At 73.1% G+C, this 17019-nt stretch carries 16 protein-coding genes; 10 read left to right on the forward strand and 6 right to left on the reverse strand.

The genetic code is table 11. From position 1 onward, the window contains the following. The first annotated feature begins 2 nt into the window (after positions 1-2). Both KLP28_16490 and KLP28_16495 read left to right on the forward strand, forming a co-directional pair. Positions 3-950: a pirin family protein gene (locus KLP28_16490; protein ID QWC85098.1), complete on the forward strand. Its 948-nt coding sequence runs from the start codon at positions 3-5 to the stop codon at positions 948-950. Between the two features lie 25 nt (positions 951-975). Further along, the gene (locus tag KLP28_16495; protein QWC85099.1) at positions 976-1740 is read left to right on the forward strand and encodes an SGNH/GDSL hydrolase family protein; all 765 of its coding nucleotides are present in this window, start codon (positions 976-978) and stop codon (positions 1738-1740) included. On the opposite strand, the gene KLP28_16500 is transcribed toward KLP28_16495, so the two are convergent. Continuing rightward, positions 1671-2156, reverse strand: a complete 486-nt coding sequence (locus KLP28_16500; GenBank protein QWC85100.1) for a DUF2695 domain-containing protein — start codon at positions 2154-2156, stop codon at positions 1671-1673. The genes KLP28_16495 and KLP28_16500 overlap by 70 nt on opposite strands. Before the next feature lie 188 nt (positions 2157-2344). Here KLP28_16500 and KLP28_16505 point away from each other — a divergent pair, with 188 nt between their 5' ends. Beyond that, positions 2345-3382, forward strand: coding sequence for an alcohol dehydrogenase catalytic domain-containing protein (locus tag KLP28_16505; GenBank protein QWC85101.1), 1038 nt, complete (start codon positions 2345-2347; stop codon positions 3380-3382). A 33-nt stretch (positions 3383-3415) separates the two neighbouring features. Here KLP28_16505 and KLP28_16510 read toward each other — a convergent pair whose 3' ends face one another. Next, complete coding sequence (locus KLP28_16510; protein QWC85102.1) at positions 3416-5041, reverse strand: dihydroxyacetone kinase subunit DhaK; 1626 nt, start codon at positions 5039-5041, stop codon at positions 3416-3418. Positions 5042-5129: 88 nt separating this feature from the next. Here KLP28_16510 and KLP28_16515 point away from each other — a divergent pair, with 88 nt between their 5' ends. After that, positions 5130-5612, forward strand: coding sequence for an MOSC domain-containing protein (locus tag KLP28_16515; protein ID QWC85103.1), 483 nt, complete (start codon positions 5130-5132; stop codon positions 5610-5612). 33 nt (positions 5613-5645) lie between these two features. On the opposite strand, the gene KLP28_16520 is transcribed toward KLP28_16515, so the two are convergent. Continuing rightward, entirely contained in the window at positions 5646-7145 is a 1500-nt protein-coding gene (locus tag KLP28_16520; protein ID QWC85104.1) for a hypothetical protein, read from the reverse strand. A gap of 76 nt (positions 7146-7221) precedes the next feature. Between KLP28_16520 and KLP28_16525 the strand changes: the two genes are divergently transcribed. The 3 genes from KLP28_16525 (at position 7222) to KLP28_16535 (ending at position 9652) form a co-directional block, all read left to right on the forward strand. Next, on the forward strand, positions 7222-8223 hold the full coding sequence (locus KLP28_16525; protein ID QWC85105.1) for a S9 family peptidase: 1002 nt from the start codon (positions 7222-7224) through the stop codon (positions 8221-8223). 11 nt (positions 8224-8234) lie between these two features. Beyond that, the gene (locus KLP28_16530) at positions 8235-8975 is read left to right on the forward strand and encodes a peptidylprolyl isomerase (GenBank protein QWC85106.1); all 741 of its coding nucleotides are present in this window, start codon (positions 8235-8237) and stop codon (positions 8973-8975) included. A 131-nt stretch (positions 8976-9106) separates the two neighbouring features. Further along, positions 9107-9652, forward strand: a complete 546-nt coding sequence (locus KLP28_16535; protein ID QWC87054.1) for a type 1 glutamine amidotransferase — start codon at positions 9107-9109, stop codon at positions 9650-9652. Positions 9653-9793: 141 nt separating this feature from the next. Here KLP28_16535 and KLP28_16540 read toward each other — a convergent pair whose 3' ends face one another. Then, on the reverse strand, positions 9794-10555 hold the full coding sequence (locus KLP28_16540; GenBank protein ID QWC85107.1) for a hypothetical protein: 762 nt from the start codon (positions 10553-10555) through the stop codon (positions 9794-9796). Positions 10556-10619: 64 nt separating this feature from the next. Between KLP28_16540 and KLP28_16545 the strand changes: the two genes are divergently transcribed. Then, entirely contained in the window at positions 10620-11213 is a 594-nt protein-coding gene (locus KLP28_16545; GenBank protein ID QWC85108.1) for a flavin reductase family protein, read from the forward strand. A 132-nt stretch (positions 11214-11345) separates the two neighbouring features. Here the strand turns inward: KLP28_16545 and KLP28_16550 are convergent, their stop codons facing one another. Together KLP28_16550 and KLP28_16555 are read right to left on the reverse strand one after the other, a co-directional pair. Then, on the reverse strand, positions 11346-12491 hold the full coding sequence (locus KLP28_16550) for an acyl-CoA dehydrogenase family protein (protein ID QWC87055.1): 1146 nt from the start codon (positions 12489-12491) through the stop codon (positions 11346-11348). A 108-nt stretch (positions 12492-12599) separates the two neighbouring features. Beyond that, positions 12600-13424, reverse strand: coding sequence for a hypothetical protein (locus tag KLP28_16555; protein ID QWC85109.1), 825 nt, complete (start codon positions 13422-13424; stop codon positions 12600-12602). Positions 13425-13503: 79 nt separating this feature from the next. Here KLP28_16555 and KLP28_16560 point away from each other — a divergent pair, with 79 nt between their 5' ends. Then, a complete protein-coding gene (locus tag KLP28_16560; protein QWC85110.1) occupies positions 13504-14550 on the forward strand; it encodes an NADP-dependent oxidoreductase in 1047 nt (348 codons plus the stop codon). Positions 14551-14553: 3 nt separating this feature from the next. Next, complete coding sequence (pepN, locus tag KLP28_16565) at positions 14554-17013, forward strand: aminopeptidase N (GenBank protein QWC85111.1); 2460 nt, start codon at positions 14554-14556, stop codon at positions 17011-17013. Positions 17014-17019 lie beyond the last annotated feature (6 nt).

The following is a 17019-nucleotide window of genomic DNA, read 5'->3' on the forward strand; positions in this document are numbered from 1 at the left end:
CGATGCCTGCTGTGACCGTTGACGACCTGACCGTCCTCCCCCGCCTGCGCACGCCGGGTCTCGGCGACCAGCCACGCCCCGTGGTGTCGCTGACCACGGCACCGTCCGGCTACGAGGGTGAGGGCTTCCCGGTGCGCCGCGCGTTCGCGGGCATCGACATGCGCCACCTCGACCCGTTCATCATGATGGACCAGATGGGCGAGGTGGACTACGGCGCCGGAGAGCCCAAGGGCACCGCCTGGCATCCCCACCGCGGATTCGAGACCGTCACCTACATCATCGACGGGATCTTCGACCACTCCGACTCACACGGGGGCGGTGGACGCATCACCGACGGCGACACCCAGTGGATGACCGCCGGCGGCGGCATCCTCCACATCGAGACACCGCCGGAGAGCCTGGTGACCTCCGGCGGGCTCTTCCACGGCATCCAGCTGTGGGTGAACCTGCCGCGCGAGGCCAAGATGACCGCACCGGCCTACCAGGACATCCGCTCCCGCGAGGTCGCCCTGGTCAGCTCCGCCGACGCAGGCGCCCTGGTGCGGGTGATCGCCGGCTCCGTCGACGGCCATGAAGGCCCGGGATCCACCCACACCCCGATGACGCTGACCCACCTGACGATCGAGCCCGGCGCCCGCGTCGAGCTCCCGTGGGAGGTCGAGCACAACGCGCTGGTCTACGTGCTGAAGGGACAGGGCACCGTCGGACCCGACGACCGTCCGATCGGCCTCGGCCAGACGGCGGTGATGGGCGCGGGCGACTACCTCACCCTCGCGGCGGGCACACGGCAGGAGTCGCGTACGCCGCAGATGGAGGTCATCGTCGTCGGCGGGCGTCCCATCCGCGAGCCGCTGGCCTGGGCCGGTCCGTTCGTGATGAACACCCGCGCCGAGGTGATGACCGCGTACGAGGACTTCCAGCGCGGCCGCTTCGGGCACGTGCCGGCCTGAGGAGACCGAGGAGCGTGAGCAGCCCGTGACGTCCGAGCCGTCGTCGGTCGTGCCCCTGGCGTACGACAACCGCACAGGTCGGGGGCCAGGCCGCACGGTACGGACGCTGCGGTGGGTGCTGCCCGGCGTCCGACGGGTGTGGGGACAGGTCGGGCCGTACGCCGACGCCTGGTCGGTGCGCAACGCCGACGAGCTCGCCCGCCCGGGCCGTCGGCTGATCGTGCTGGGCGACTCGATGGCACAGGCGGTGGGTGCCTCGGCGTACGACGCGGGGTGGGTCGACCGCGTCGTCGGTGACCTGCGCGGCGTCGGGGCCGACCCGCGGCTGGTCAACCTCTCGGCGACGGGCGCGCGCGTGCCGGACCTGCTGGAGCAGCAAGTGCCGGTGATGCACCGGCTGCCCGACCCCGTCACGGGCGACCCCGTCGGTGTCCGCAGCGGCGACGTCGTGGTCGTCCTGATCGGCTCCAACGACCTGTACGCCGGTCGCGAGCACCGGGACCGTCTGCCCTCGGCCTTCGCAGAGATGCTCGAGGCACTGCCGCACGGCAGCGTCGTCTCGACACTGATCCAACCGCACGGGGAGGCCGGCCAGGTCAACGCGATGCTCCGCAGCGCGGCCCGCGAGGGGGCGGTGACCCTGGTCGACATGGGCCGCGATGGCCCCGGGTCCTGGGTCGGGAAGACCGCGGCCGACTTCTTCCACCCCAACGACCGGGGCTACTCGGCGATCGCGGAGGCGTTCGCGCCGCAGGTGCTGCGCGCTTGGGAGGCCGCTGCCCCGGGCTGACGCCGCCCACGGCGCTCCCACAGTGCACACGGCCGGGCCGAGCCGGGACCGACGCCGTGGCACGCAGGGATCGGTGAGGGGACCTCGAGGCGGTCGGTGCGCAGGTCGCGCACCCGGTGCTCGCGGGCCAGCACCCACACCCCGGCGGGCGCGACCTGGCACGCGCAGTCCGCGCCCAGCCGGACCAGCCGGTCGGCGACGCCCACGGCGGCGGGTGCCCGCCCCCGGCGGAAGGCCTCGACGAGGGCCAGGTCGCCGCCGCAGCCGTACGCCTCGACCGAGCGCACCAGGAAGCAGGCCAGGCACTCCCCCTCGATCGGCTCGGGCGTCTGCGACGACAGCGCGATCCGTGCACGCTCACGACGGTCCACCATCGGGGGCAGGGTGGGCTCGGGCGGTCGCGTGGTGGGTGCCATGGCCCCCTTCGTACGCGCCCCCACCGACAGCCGCGCCGACACGGCTCCCACCCCTGGGGACGAGGCGCCCCGACCGCGGGTGTGGGAAGGTCGTCGATCGTGTCCACCCGTCACGCCACCCAGTCACCGGCCCAGGCACCCGCCCAGTCACCCGCCCGAACGGTCGCCGGCCGCCGCGGAGCCGTCTGATGCGCGCGGTCGTCTACGACGCGTACGGCTCGCCCCCCGAGCTGCGCCACGTCGAGGAGCCCGCCTGTCCTCGCGACGGCGTCCTCGTCGCGGTCGAGGCCACCGGTGTCTGCCGGTCGGACTGGCACGCGTGGCGTGGTCACGACCCCGTGCCCGTGCCGATGGTGCCTGGGCACGAGTGGGCCGGTCGCATCAGCGCCATCGGTCCGGAGGTCGACGGCTGGGAGGTCGGGGACCGCGTCACCGCCCCGTTCGTGCTCGGCTGCGGTCGATGCGCCACCTGCGCGCGGGGCGACAGCCAGGTGTGCCCGAACCAGGCGCAGCCGGGCTTCACCTTCGACGGGTCCTGGGCCGAGGTCGTGGCGGTGCCGGCCGCGGAAGCCAACCTCGTGCACCTGCCCGACCAGCTCTCCGCCGAGGCTGCTGCCTCGCTCGGGTGCCGCCTCGCGACCGCCCACCGCGCCGTGGTCGACCGCGGCGGCATCCGCACCGGGGACGTCGTCGCCGTCCACGGGGCCGGCGGGGTCGGGCTGTCGGCCGTCATGGTCGCGGCCGCGCTGGGGGCCTCCGTGGTCGTCGTCGACCCGTCGCCGGCGGCGCGGGACCGGGCGCTGCGCCTGGGAGCCCGGGAGGCGGTGGACCCCCACGCGTACGACGGCCCCGACGGCACCGCGCGCTACCTGCGCGACATGGCCGAGATCGACGTCTCGCTCGACGCGGTCGGCCATCCCGCCACGGCCGCCGGCTCGGTGCGGTGCCTGCGACCCGGGGGCAAGCACGTGCAGGTGGGCCTGCTGCTGGGTCAGGCGGCGTACGCGATCCCTATGGACGTCGTCGTCTCCCGCGAGATCCAGGTGCTGGGCTCGCACGGCATGCCGTCGCGCAGCTATCCCGACCTGCTCGAGCTCGTCACCCGCGGCGCGATCGAGCCCGCTGCGCTCATCGCGCGCACCACGGGGCTCGAGGACGGTCCTGCCGAGCTGACGGCGATGGACGTCGCCTCGGAGTCCGGCGGCATCGTCGTGCTCGTGCCCTGACGGTCGCGCCGGAGTCCAGGAGGGTCGGGAGGGTCAGGCGTCCGCGTACGCTCCGATCGCCCGGGCGACCGCCTCGGCGCCGGGGTCGACGGTGCCGTCGAGGTCCTTGGCCTGCACGTAACTGGACCGCCCGGCGATGCCCTCGGTCATGCTCGCAGTGTCATCGGCGCCCTGTCGGGCGGCCCGCGCGGCCGCGTCGAGGCCGTCGTCGAGAGCGTCCGCCGCGGGCGAGAGCGCGTCGACCATGGTGCGCTGACCGGTGCCGGCACCGCCGTTCTGCTCGACGGTCTCCAGGCCCTGCCGCAGGGCGGCCGGCATCGCGGCGCCGTCCTCGAGGGCGGCGGCCGTGCCGCTGAGCAGGATCGAGAGCAGCACACCGGAGGAGCCACCCATGGTGCGCCCGACGACCTGGGCGATCTCACGGGCCAGCACGTCGGTGCTCCCGGTGGACAGTGCGTCGTCCTCGAGTGCCTCGATGACACCCCGGGCGCCGGCGGCGACGGTCGCGCCCGCGTCGCCGTCGCCGGTCCTCGCGTCGAGCTCGTCGAGCTCGGACTCGGCGTCGACGAGCGCCTCGCACGCGGCCCGCAGCCGACGACCGACCTCGGCGTCGCGGTCGCCGCGACCGAGCTCCAGGGACTCCGAGCGCCGCGGCTCGAAGTGCTCGACCGCGTGGGGCTCGCTCGCGCCGGGCCAATCGGGCGTGTCGACGGACGAGAGGAGCGCCTCGGTGAGGTCGTCGGTGTGGGGCAGCAAGGTCACGGAGAAGCCGTGCATGTCCACGCTCGTCATCACCGGTCCGGGCCCCACGAGCACCCGGCACCGATCACCCAGCCTGTCGAGCAGACCGCGTGCCAGCACCGCCATCTCCTGGGTGGAGCAGCCTCCGGTGTCGTTGAGCAGCGCCACGAGCGGGGTCACCCCGCCGTGGCGGTCGGCGACCGCGGTCAGCAGCGGGTCGAGCACCAGGTCGAGAGCCTCGCCGGCCGAGGCCGGATCGATCTCGCGGGCGCCCGGCTCGTTGTGGATGCCAAGACCGAGCTCGGCGTCCCGTCGCTCACGGTCGGCGCCGGGCAGTCGCGCCGAGGACAGCGACAGGCTGATCGTCGCCAGTCCCTCGGCGACCGAGCGTGCCGCCGCGGCGACGTCGTCCAACGAGGCACCGTTGCGGGCGTGGTGCCCCGCCACCTTGTGCACCAGCACGGTGCCGGCCAGGCCGCGCGGCTCGGGGTTGTCGGGCAGGGCCACGTCGTCCTGCACCGTGACGATCTCGACCTCCAGGCCCTCGGCCCGGGCGCGCTCGGCCGCGAGACCGAAGTTGAGGCGGTCGCCGGTGTAGTTCTTGACCACCAGCAGGCAGCCGGCCTCGCCGGTGACCTCCCGGATCGTGGCCAGCACCGCCTCGACGGAGGGGGAGGCGAAGAAGTCACCGGCCACGGCCGCGGTCAGCATGCCGTCCGCGACGAAGCCCGCGTGCGCCGGCTCGTGCCCCGACCCTCCGCCGGACACCACCGCGACCTGGTCCCCCGGCACCTCGGCGCGTACGACCGCGCGCACACCCTGGTCGACGCACAGCCGCAGGGGGCGGGTGCGGGCGAGGCCCTCGAGCATCGCGGCGACGGTGCCGGACGGGTCGTCGAAGAAGGCAGCGGTGGCCATGGGGTCCTCCTCGGGTCGGGTCCCGCACGTGACGTGCGGCACGGGCAGCCTGCCCGTCGGCTGCGCGGGCACGCGTACGCTCGCGGATGTGGACGAGCCAGCCGGGCAGGGGCCGCCGACGCTGCCCGTGGTCACCGCGATCTTCACCGCTCCCGGCCGGCGCCTGCCGATGAGGGCGCAGCAGATGGTGGTCGCGGAGGCCGGCAAGGGCCTGGTCGGGGACCGCTACCACGGGGCGAGGCACCGGCACGTGACGATCCAGTCGGCGCCGCTGCTCGACGAGGCCGCCGAGCAGCTGGGGCATCCGGTGCCGCCGGAGGGCACGCGGCGCAACGTCACGCTCTCCCACGGAGCGGTGCCGACCACGCCGGGCACACGCGTCCGCATCGGGCAGGTCGAGCTCGAGGTCGTGCGCGTCGCCGCTCCCTGCCGGATCCTCGACGACGAGATCGCACCGGGCGCCGCGGCGGCACTGCGTCGCCGCGCGGGCACGTGCTTCCGGGTGCTCGTCGGCGGCGAGATCTCACTCGGGGATGCGGTCCGGTGGGGCGAGGAGCCCGTCCGCGGCTGACGCGACCGGACTCCTCGTCTCTCCCGCAGCACCTCAGTCGTCGTAGACCGAGGAGCCGGCCGGGCACGGCCCCGAGACCGCCTGCAGCGCGAGCCGGCTCGAGCGTTGCGAGGTCGGGTCGGTGAAGGTGCAGCCGTAGGTCCGCTCGGCCACGACGGCCGGGTCGAGCACGACGTCACCGGCCGGCCGGGCCACGGTGCGTCCCCTGGGGGTCTCGGCCCTGCCCCTCGGCCCGCCGCGCGTGCCGACGGGGCCGCGGGCGCGCCTGTTGTCCAGCGACTCCACCCACGTCGTCAGGTCGTCCCAGGCGGTCCCCACCTCGGTGGGGGTGAACTCGCAGTGCTCGACCGAGCGGATCGCCCGCTGCACCACCAGGTCCTGCTGACCGTTGTCGGCGACGTCCTCGGCGTAGGCCTGCTCCATCGAGAACGGCACGAAGAGGTCACCGAGACCGTGCAGCGTCAGCGTCGGCACCTTGGGGCGACCGTCGATGACCGGCACCGCGTCGAGGCGCCGCGTCGTCCGCGCCGCCGGGTCGGCGGGGGCGACCCGCTCGATGCCGTCCTGGAGGTCGACGGGTCGGTTCGGCGCGTACGTCGTGTCGAGGTTCTGGGCCACGCGGCCGGGGTTCAGCGCCAGCGAGCCGCCGTCGTCGGCCTGTCCGAGCGTGAACAGGAAGTCCTGGAAGGCCGCGAAGCCCACCAGGGCGCCGGGTCGCTCGCCGCCGGAGAGCTCGGTGGTCGCGGCGCGCAGCTGCGCACCGCGGGGGTCCGTGACCGGCGCGAAGGGGGTGTTCGGCGTGACCGCGGAGAGGCCGAGCTCGGTCTGGATCCCGCTCGAGACGGTCGGGTAGTAGTCCGCCGGGAACGGATAGGCGTCGACGTCGGCGAGCTCCTGGGCGGCCAGGTTGAAGGAGAGGAAGAAGTCGAACAGCTCGACGTCCCCGAGCACCCCGCACATCGGCAGGGCGCCGTCGTAGAAGTTCGGGTACTCCTCGAGCGACCGCCCGATCACGTGCCCTCCCATCGAGACGCCGGCGACGTACGTGCGTGAGGGCGGCGCACCCAGCACCGAGCGGGCGAAGCGGGCGAGGTCGTGGGTGGTGGTGACGCCGGTGCCGACGTCGTACCCGTTGCGGGCGTACGACGACGCCGCCCAGGCGTACCCCTGCTCGAGCAGACGCTCGCGCAGCCCGAAGCCGGGAGGATCGACCGTCAGCGTCGTGCCGGTGCCGCGGTACCCGTGCGCCCACATGACCAGCTCGCCGTTCCACCGCGCCGGCTTCTCGATCGCGTAGCCGGCGTTGGCGCGGACACCGGTGGTCACCCGGGACTCCTCGCCGTCGACCGTGACCGGCTCGAGGTCCGGCAGCACGACCTCGTACCCGGGGAGCGGCGTGCTGCCTGCGGCACCTCCGGGATCGGCCGGGGCTCCCCCGCGATCGGCCCGCGCGGGGACCGAGGTGGCGAGCAGTGCGAGACCCAGCCCGGCAACCAGGACGGCGGCGCGGGAGGGGCGGTGGCGGCGGGTCACAGGGGTGCCTCTCGGTCAGGTGATGCACGTGACGAGCGTCACGGGCTGGGTGACCGTAACCGCGCGGAGCGGGACGATGCACCCCGGACCGGACCAGGACGACCGGCCGGGGCCGTCACTCACGCCGCGCATACTCGGGCATGTGAACCGTCGCGACGTCCTGGCCTCGCTGCTGGCCGTGGCGGCCGCGGGAGGGGTCGCCGCGTGCGGCGGCCGGACAGCTGGCACTGCCGCCGCGCCCAGCGAGACCGGGGGCAGCGGGACCACGGAGGAGACCGAGGAGACCGTTGTGCCCTCACCGGAGCGCCTGACCTACGGCGACGACCCGTCGCAGTTCGGTGACCTGTACCGTCCCGTGGGCGGCGGCCCGGGCCGCGGCGTCGTCGTGGTGGTGCACGGGGGGTTCTGGCGCGACGCGTACAACCTCTCGCTCGGCGCCCCGCTCGCCGCCGACCTGGCCGCCCGGGGCTGGACCGCCTGGAACCTGGAGTACCGCCGTGTGGGTACCGGCACGGGCGGGGGCGGCGGGGTGCCCGCGACCCTCGACGACGTCGCCGCGGGCATCGACCTCCTCGGCGAGGTCGACGACCTCGACCTCACCACGGTCGTGACGCTCGGCCACAGCGCCGGCGGGCACCTGGCCACCTGGGCGGCCGCCCGCGCCCAGGATGCGCTGTCGCGCTGGCAACCCGTACGCGCCCCGGTGACCCACGTGGTCTCCCAGGCCGGCGTCCTCGACCTGCGTCTCGCCGGTGAGCAGGCGCTCGGGAGCGGGGCCGTCGACGGCTTCCTGGGCGCGCCGGCCGCCTCCGCGGGCGCCGCGGTGGACCCGGTGCAGCAGGTGCCGCTCCGGGTGCCGGTGTGGTGCGTCCACGGGGACGCGGACGCGAACGTGCCCCTCTCGCAGTCCGAGGCCTACGTCGCCGCCTCCCGGCGGGCAGGCGGGCGCGCTGAGCTGGTGCGCGTCGAGGGGGACCACTTCACGCTCATCGACACCGGGAGCGACGCCTGGCGACGCACCCTCACGGTGCTGGACGGCATCGCACCGACCGACTCCCGGGGCCGGGCAGCCGGGTAGCATCGCCCCTCGTGCGTACGACTGCCTCGCTCCTGGCCACCCTGGGCCTCCTGTTCGTGACCGGCTGCTCCGGCACCGTGCAGGACGCCTCCGCACCCGCCGACTCCCAGAGCGCGACGAGCTCCGCCGGTGAGCCGTCGGCCTCGGCGACGCCGAGCGGCCCGTGCACCTACACCGAGACCGGCGCCGCGGCGGTCGAGGTCGACCTGCCCTCGGGCGAGGAGGCCACCGGCAACCCGCGGGTGACGCTGAGCACCAACCAGGGCGACGTCCCCGTCGACCTCGACACCGACCTGGCCCCGTGCACCGTGGCGAGCTTCCTCTCGCTGGCCGAGCAGGGCTACTACGACGACACCCCGTGCCACCGACTGACCACGGCCAACGCCGGCATCTTCGTGCTGCAGTGCGGCGACCCGACCGGGTCGGGCTCCGGCGGACCGGGCTACCAGTTCGACGACGAGGTCGACCAGCTCACCGACGAGCTGCAGTGCTCGGGCAACGCGTGCATCTACCCCACGGGCACCGTGGCCATGGCCAACGCGGGCCCCGGCACGAACGGCTCGCAGTTCTTCCTGGTCTACGAGGACTCCCCGCTCCCGCCGGCCTACACGGTCTTCGGCCAGATGTCCCCGGCAGGGCTCGAGGTCGTGCAGGAGATCGCCGCCGCCGGCACCGTCGAGGGCGCCAGCCCCGACGACGGACCGCCGGCGCAGGAGACGATCATCGAGTCGGTCTCGGAGCCGGCCGCCTGAGGGTGAGCTGGGCCGCCCCACGCGTGTGGGCGCCCGGCATCGGGTAACCGTCAGGGGTCAGACCGATCTCAGACCCCAACGGAAGGTTCCCCGTGACCAGCAGCACCAAGAAGGTTGCATTCCTCGTCGCCATGGAGGGCATCGAGCGCGTCGAGCTCGAGCAGCCCTGGGAGGCCGTCACCGACGGCGGTCACGAGGCTGTCCTGATCAGCACCGACACCGGCGAGGTGCAGACCTTCGACCACCTCACCGAGGCCTCGACGCAGAAGGTCGACCAGGTCGTCGGTTCCGTCTCCGTCGACGACTTCGATGCCCTCGTGCTGCCCGGCGGCGTCGCCAACCCCGACGCCCTGCGCATGAACTCCGACGCGGTCTCCTTCGTCGGCGAGTTCGTACGCTCCGGCAAGCCCGTGGCCGCGATCTGCCACGCGCCCTGGACGCTGGTGGAGGCCGACGTGCTGAAGGACCGCACGCTCACCTCGTGGCCGAGCCTGCAGACCGACATCCGCAACGCCGGCGCCACCTGGGTCGACGAGCGGGTCAACGTCGACGGCAACCTGATCAGCAGCCGCAACCCCGACGACATCCCCGCCTTCATCTCGGCGCTGATGTCCTCGCTCGACCACGGTGTCGACACCGCGCGCAACGCCGACACCGACTCCGACATGCCCGCCTGACGCCGAGAGGTCACTTCTCGCGAGGGGTCACTTCCCGCGAGAGGGCACAAAGTTCTGCCGAGAGGGCAGAGAATCACGTGATTCTCTGCCCTCTCGGCGTCATTTCCTGCCCTCTCGGCGTCATTTCCTGCCCTCTCGGCGTCAGTCGTCGCGGTCGGACTTCAGACGGCGTGACCCGCCGTGCCAGTCTTCGGTCTTGCCGACCTCGTCCTTCCCGACGCCCAGGCCCCGCAGCTGCGGCAGCTCCCGCAGTGACCGCTTGAGCTCGGCGAAACCTCCGAACCGCATCAGCGCCGTGACGTGGTCCCACAGCTCGGCCGCCTGCTCGTCGGTCGGCCTGCGGCTGATGACGGGCCCGAAGAACGCGAGGCCGTCCGGCGGGTCGACCTGGATGATCGGAGTGCCGACGTCGCGGCCGGCCGCGTCGAGGGCCTCCTCGGTCTCGCGCCCGAGCTGGGCGTCCCACGCGTCGTCGTCGATCGCGTCGACCCAGGTCGGGTCGAGGCCTGCCTCCTGCAGCAGTGGACGTGCCCAGTCGGCGAGCCGGTCGATCTGCTCGGTCCAGTCGGTGGGCTCGGTCTCCCAGACCTGCGTGCCGAGCGCCTCGTACAGCGCATCGACGGCGTCGTTGCCCCCGGCCTCCCGGGCTGCAGCGCAGATGCGCAGCAGCTTCTTGCCTGCGGTGTGGCCGTCCTCGTACTCCGGCGGGAAGTGCGCGTCGTAGTCGACGTCCTTGTTGACGATGCGCAGGGAGATGAAGCGCCACTCCACGCGGTAGCTCTTCGCCTCGCGCACCTGCCGCACCCACTGGCTCGTCATCCAGCAGAACGGGCAGACGGGGTCGAAGTAGAAGCGCAGGTCGTACGGCTGCTCGCCACCGGGATCCTGGGTCGTCTCGCTCATGTGGAGTCCCTGCCCACCGGGGGTGGCGCGTACGCCGCTTCGGTCGGTGCCTAGGTTCTTCAGCGTGCGCACCGACATCGATCCCGAGTCCGTCCCCGAGGCCCAGGGAGGCAGCTCGTACGCCGTGCTCACCGCGCTCGTCGTGCCGCGCCCGATCGCCTGGGTGTCCACCCTCGGCGCCGACGGGGTCGGCAACCTGGCGCCGCACTCGTTCTTCACGGTCGTCAGCGCGGACCCACCGGTCGTCGCGTTCACCTCGGTCGGCGAGAAGGACACGCTCGCCAACGTCGAGGCGACCGGTGAGTTCGTGGTCAACCTCGCCGGTGAGGCGCAGATGGAGGCGGTCAACGCCACGTCGGCCTCGGTCGACCCGCACGTCGACGAGGCCGAGGAGTTCGGCGTACGCATGGAGCCGAGCACCGTCGTCGCCGTGCCGCGCGTGGCGGACTCCCCCGCCGCCATCGAGTGCCGGCTGCACCAGACGGTGCGAGTGGGCAACTCGGTCGTGGTGATGGGACGCGTGGTCTCGTTCTCGGTCGCCGAGGAGGCGCTGACCACCGGGCTGCCGTCGATGGACGTGCTGCGTCCGGTCAGTCGGCTCGGCGGGTCGGAGTGGGGACTGCCGCCCCGGGTGGTCGAGGTCCAGCGCCCCCGCTGACACCGCCGCGGCTCACGCGTGCCCGGGCGCCCCTGAACGCCCGCGTACGCGGGTGTCTCGGTGCTCCTGCGGGCGTACAGACCCGCGCAAGCACCTGAACGCCCGCATATGCGGGCGTTCAGGGGCTCGGCCTCAGAAGCCCAGGTCGCGCCCGATGAGCTCCTTCATGATCTCGTTCGAGCCGGCCCAGATCTTCGAGACGCGGGCGTCGCGCCAGGCACGGGCGACGCGGTACTCGTTCATGTAGCCGTAGCCGCCGTAGATCTGCACGCACACGTCGAGCACGTCGTTCTGCACCTGCGAGGTCCACCACTTCGCCTTCGCCGCGTCGACGGGCGTCAGCTGCTTCTTGTCGTGTGCGACCACGCACTGGTCGACGTACGCCTGGGTGACGTCGATCTTCGTGACCTGCTCGGCGAGCAGGAACTTCAGGTGCTGGAAGGAGCCGATCGACTGGCCGAACGCCTTGCGCTCGGTCGCGTACTCGACCGTCTCGAGCAGGATCTGCTTGGCGTGGGCGAGGTTGGAGATCGAGCAGCCGAGCCGCTCCTGCGGGAGGTTCTGCATCATGTGGATGAAGCCGTTGTCGACCTCACCGACGATGTCGTCCTCGGTGCAGCGCACGCCCTCGTAGAACAGCTCCGCCGTATCGGACTCGTCCTGCCCGACCTTGTCGAGCTTGCGGCCCCGGCTGAAGCCCTCCTTGTCGGTCTCGACGGCGAACAGCGTGATGCCCTTCGCCTTCTTCTCCGGGCTCGTACGCACCGCGGTGACGACGATGTCGGCGGAGTAGCCGTTGGTGATGAAGGTCTTCGACCCGTCGATGACCCAGTCGTCGCCGTCGCGCTTCGCGGTCGTCTTCAGCGCGGCGAGGTCGGACCCGCCCGAGGGCTCGGTCATGCCGATCGAGCACAGCAGCTCACCGGCCGCCACGCCCGGCAGCCAGCGCTTCTTCTGCTCCTCGGTCGTCAGCTCGACGAGGTACGGTGCCACGATGTCGGCGTGGATGCCCACGCAGGAGCCGAGGGCGGCGTTGACGTGGTTGAGCTCCTCGGTCAGCACCGCGTTGAAGCGGTAGTCCTCGGCGCCCATGCCGCCGTGCTCCTCGGGGATCTCCAGACCGAGCATCCCGGCCTCGCCGGCCTTCAGCCAGAAGTCGCGTCCGAAGGACTTCTGCTCGAGGTAGGTCTCGAGGTTCGGCTCGACCTCGCGCCTCAGCCACTCGCGTACGGAGTCGCGGAACGCCTCGTGGTCCTCGTTGTAGATCTCGCGCTTCACTGCTGGGTCCTCTCGGGGCGTACGACGGCTGCTGCCGACATCGTCCCACCTGCCTCGCGCCGCCGGTGCTGCGTCGAGGATGAGACCGCTCACGCACCGACGCGGGCGTCAGGCGCAGAGGTTCGCGCTCGACTCCGGCAGCAGCGCCGGGTAGCCGAAACGCAGCGCATCGTCCGCCACACCGGTCTGCGTCAGCTCGTCGACCGGGACCGCGACGTCGCCTCCCTCCCGGTTCTGGAGGCGGTACGTCGTGGTCGTGATGTCCCAGACCGTCGTCCCACCCTCGGCGCGCGGCGCCCCGACCTGTCCCACGAGGTCCCCGTCGGCGCAGAGGAAGCCTGCGCGCACGGTCGGTGTCCCCGCGGGTGAGGACGGCAGCAGGGGGACGCCGTCGCCGTCGAGGCTCACCTCGCTCAGCCTCAGGTCGGGGGACCCGCCGGCCAGGGCGAGCAGGTGGGGCTGCGCCCCACCGTCGGAGGTGAGCGTGCGGAAGGAGACGTACGCCGAGCTCGACGGTGTGCGCGGCTGCAGCGACTCGACGCCGTCGGGCATCTCCTCGGTCTGGGGAAGCGTGAAGCCGGCCAGCTGACCGCCCGGGAGGTAGGCGACGACGGTGCGAGCGCAGCCCTCACCGGGTGCGGCGCCGTCGTCGCCCTGGATGTAGCGGATCACGTCCAGCTCGCCGTCCCCGTCCACGTCGACGCCGCCGACGACGTCACCGAGCTCCTCGGCCAGCTTATCGGGGCATCCCGGGACGACCTCGTCGTCACGGATCGACTCGCTCGGGGTGGCGGAGGGACGCGACGAGGGCAGCGTGGTCGGAGCCGTCGGCCTCGTCCCGGGGTCCGCCGGGCCGTCGGCAGGCGAGCACGCCCCGAGGGCCAGGACGGAGAGCACGGCGGCCAGAGCGGGCAGGCGGCGACGGGCGGACACGTCGGCGACGCTACCGGCCGACCCGACGCCCGCCGGTCCAGCCGAGCACCACGGGCCTCCGGCTGGCAGAGTGCTGGACATGACCTCGCAGACCACCGACAACCTGCCCACCTCCACCCGCGCCGTGGTGCTCGCCTCCCGTCCCCACGGCGAGCCGACGTCGGAGAACTTCCGCTTCGACGACGTGGCGCTGCCCGAGCTCGGGGACGGTCAGATCCTGGTCGCGAACCACGTGATGAGCGTCGACCCGTACATGCGGGGTCGCATGAACGACGTGAAGTCCTACGTCCCGCCCTTCGCCGTCGACGAGCCGCTGGAGGGTGGCGCGGTCGGCCAGGTGATCGCCAGCCGCAGCGAGAAGGCACCGGTCGGCGCCACCGTCATGCACCAGCAGGGATGGCGCGAGCACGCCGTCGTGGGTGAGAAGGAGGCGCGCGTCGTCGACACGACGATCGCCCCCGCGTCGGCGTACCTGGGCGTCCTCGGCCTCACCGGCCTGACCGCCTGGGCGGGCCTGACGACCATCGCACCGGTGAAGGAGGGCGACGTCGTGTTCGTCTCCGGAGCCGCCGGCGCGGTCGGCAGCGTCGCGGGTCAGATCGCGAGGAAGCTGGGGGCCTCCCGGGTGATCGGGTCCGCGGGCACCCCCGAGAAGGTGCGTTGGCTGACCGAGGACCTGGGCTTCGACGCCGCCTTCGACTACCACGACGGGCCCGTCTCGAAGTCCCTGCGGGCGGCCGCACCCGATGGCATCGACGTCTACTTCGACAACGTCGGCGGCGACCACCTCGAGGCCGCGATCTTCGCGCTGAACACCTACGGGCGCATCGCCGCCTGCGGCGCCATCAGCCAGTACAACGAGACCGAGCTGCAGCCCGGCCCCCGCGGCATGATGCAGTTCATCGGCAAGCGCCTGACGATGCGCGGCTACATCGTCTCCGACCACGCCGACCAGACCCGCGAGTGGATCACCACCGCCGCCGGGTGGCTGCAGGAGGGGTCGCTGACGACCGAGGAGACCTACGTCGACGGCCTCGACGCCGCTCCCCAGGCCTTCCTCGACCTGCTGGCCGGCGCCAACACCGGCAAGATGCTCGTACGCCTCGGCGACGCCGCCCAGGGCTGAGCCGTGCCCAGCCTGACGCGTACGGAGGCCGAGGCCCGCGCCGCGCTGCTCCAGGTCGGGGCGTACGACATCACGCTCGACCTCGACCGCGGCGAGGAGACCTTCTCCTCGACGACGCGGGTCACCTTCACCGCGGCGCGGTGTGACGCGGGGGCGACCTTCCTCGACGTCAAGCCGCGCGCCCTGCACCGGGTGCGGCTCGACGGTCGCGACCTGGACCTCGACGGCGAGCACGGTCTCGTCGACGGACGCATCGCGCTGCCGGCGCTGGGCGGCGAGCACGAGCTGGTCGTGGAGGCCGAGATGGCCTTCCGCACCGACGGCGAGGGCCTGCACCGAGCCGTCGACCCGGCCGACGGGCGGCACTACGTCTACGGCATGTCCTTCATGGACGCCGCTCCGAGCTGGTTCGCCTGCTTCGACCAGCCCGACCTCAAGGCGCCGTACACGCTGCACGTCACGGCCCCCGCCGACTGGGTCGTGCGCGGCAACGGCCACGCCGAGCACGTCGCCCCGGGACGCTGGGAGCTGGACACCACTCCCCCGCTGTCGACGTACTTCACGACGCTGGTCGCGGGGCCGTACCACCTGGTCGAGGACTCCCACGACGGCATCGCGCTCGGGCTCTCGGCGCGGGCCTCGCTGGCCCGCGAGCTCGAGCGGGACGCCGAGGAGATCCTGACGATCACCCGGCAGTGCTTCGACCGCTTCCACGAGCTCTTCGACGTGCGGTACGCCTTCGGCGACTACCACCAGGCCTTCGTGCCGGAGTTCAACGCGGGAGCGATGGAGAACCCCGGCTGCGTCACCTTCCGCGACCCCATGATCTTCACCTCGCAGGTCACCCGCTCCGAGCACATCAGCCGTGCGACCACGATCGCCCACGAGATGGCGCACCAGTGGTTCGGCGACCTGGTGACCCCGCGCTGGTGGGACGACCTGTGGCTCAACGAGTCCTTCGCGGAGTACATGGGCAACCGCGTCACCGCCGAGGCCACGACCTACGACGACGCGTGGGTGCAGACCGCCTTCCGACGGCGTACGTGGGGCCTGGTCACCGACCAGGGGCCAGCCACCCACCCGGTGGCCGGCAACGGTGCACCCGACGCCCTGGCCGCTCTCGCGGACTTCGACGGCATCTCCTACGTCAAGGGGTCCTCGGCGCTGCGGCAGCTGGCGGCGCGGCTCGGCGACGAGGCGTTCCTCGGGGGCGTACGCCGCCACTTCGCCCACAGCAGGTTCGGCAACGCGCGGATGGCCGACCTGGTCGCCCACTGGGAAGCGGCCTCCGGCAACGACCTGACGGACTGGGTGACGGGCTGGCTGCGCACGGCCGGGGTGGACGAGATCTCCTACGACCGCGACGCGGGACTGCTGCGCCGCACGCCTCCGCGCGAGCACCCGGCCGAGCGCGAGCACCAGCTGCACCTCGCGGCGCACGACGGCACCGTGTGGCGCGCGCAGCCCGTCACGGTCACCGGGGCGGCGACACCCGTCGAGGTGCCGCCCGACGCCGCCGTGGTGCCCGACAGCGCCGAGGAGACCTGGGCGCGCGTACGGCTGGACCGGCGGACGCGCGACCTGCTCCCGACGCTGCTCCCGGCGACCCCGGACCCCCTGCTGCGCGCGGTGGTCTGGAACGCCGTGCGCGACGGCCTCCACAACGCCGTGCTCGGGCCCGCCGAGGCGCTCGACCTGCTGGAGAGGGCGCTGCCGCACGAGGCGGACGACGCCGGGGTGGCCGAGATCAGCCGGTTCGCGCTCGAGCGCGTCCTGCCGTGGTCGGTGGACCCCGAGGACGCCGCGCGCCGGCTGCACACCGCCGCGATGCTGGGGCTCGGCTCAGCAGGCCCCGGCACGGGTCGACAGCTGGCCCTCGCCCAGACCGCGGTCGCCACCGCTCCGCCGAGCCTGGTGCACGCCTGGCTCGACGCCGTGGACGTGCCCCGTGGCCTGACCGTCGACCGGGCGCTGCGCTGGCGTCTGCTGGTGCGTGGCGCGGTGCTCGGCGAGCTGGACCAGCGCCGGCTCGACGCCGCCCTCGACGAGGATCCTGCCGCGGACGCCCGGGTCGAGCACGCCCGTGCGCGCGCGTCGCTCCCCACGGCCGAGGCCAAGCAGTGGGCCTGGCGCCGTGTCACCGGTGAGGTGTCCGTGCCCAACTACGAGCTCACCGCGACCGGGCAGGGCTTCTGGCGACCGTCGCAGCGTGACCTGACCGACGCGTACGTGCCGCGCTACCTCGAGGAGGTGGGCCGGTTGCAGCACCACTTCCAGGGGTGGTTGCTGCCCGACGCGGCGGACGCGTTCTTCCCGAGTGACCGGCTCGACCCGCAGCTCGTCGACGCGGTCGCGGCCGGGCTCGACCACGACGACCTGGACCCGGCGGTCGCACGGCGCCTGCGTGAGCGGCTCGACGTGCTGCGGCGCGGCGTCGCGGCGCGGGCGGTCGACGGCCTCTGATCCGCC

The sequence above is a fragment of the Nocardioidaceae bacterium genome (assembly GCA_018672315.1).
In the GTDB taxonomy this organism is placed as follows: Bacteria; Actinomycetota; Actinomycetes; order Propionibacteriales; family Nocardioidaceae; genus TYQ2.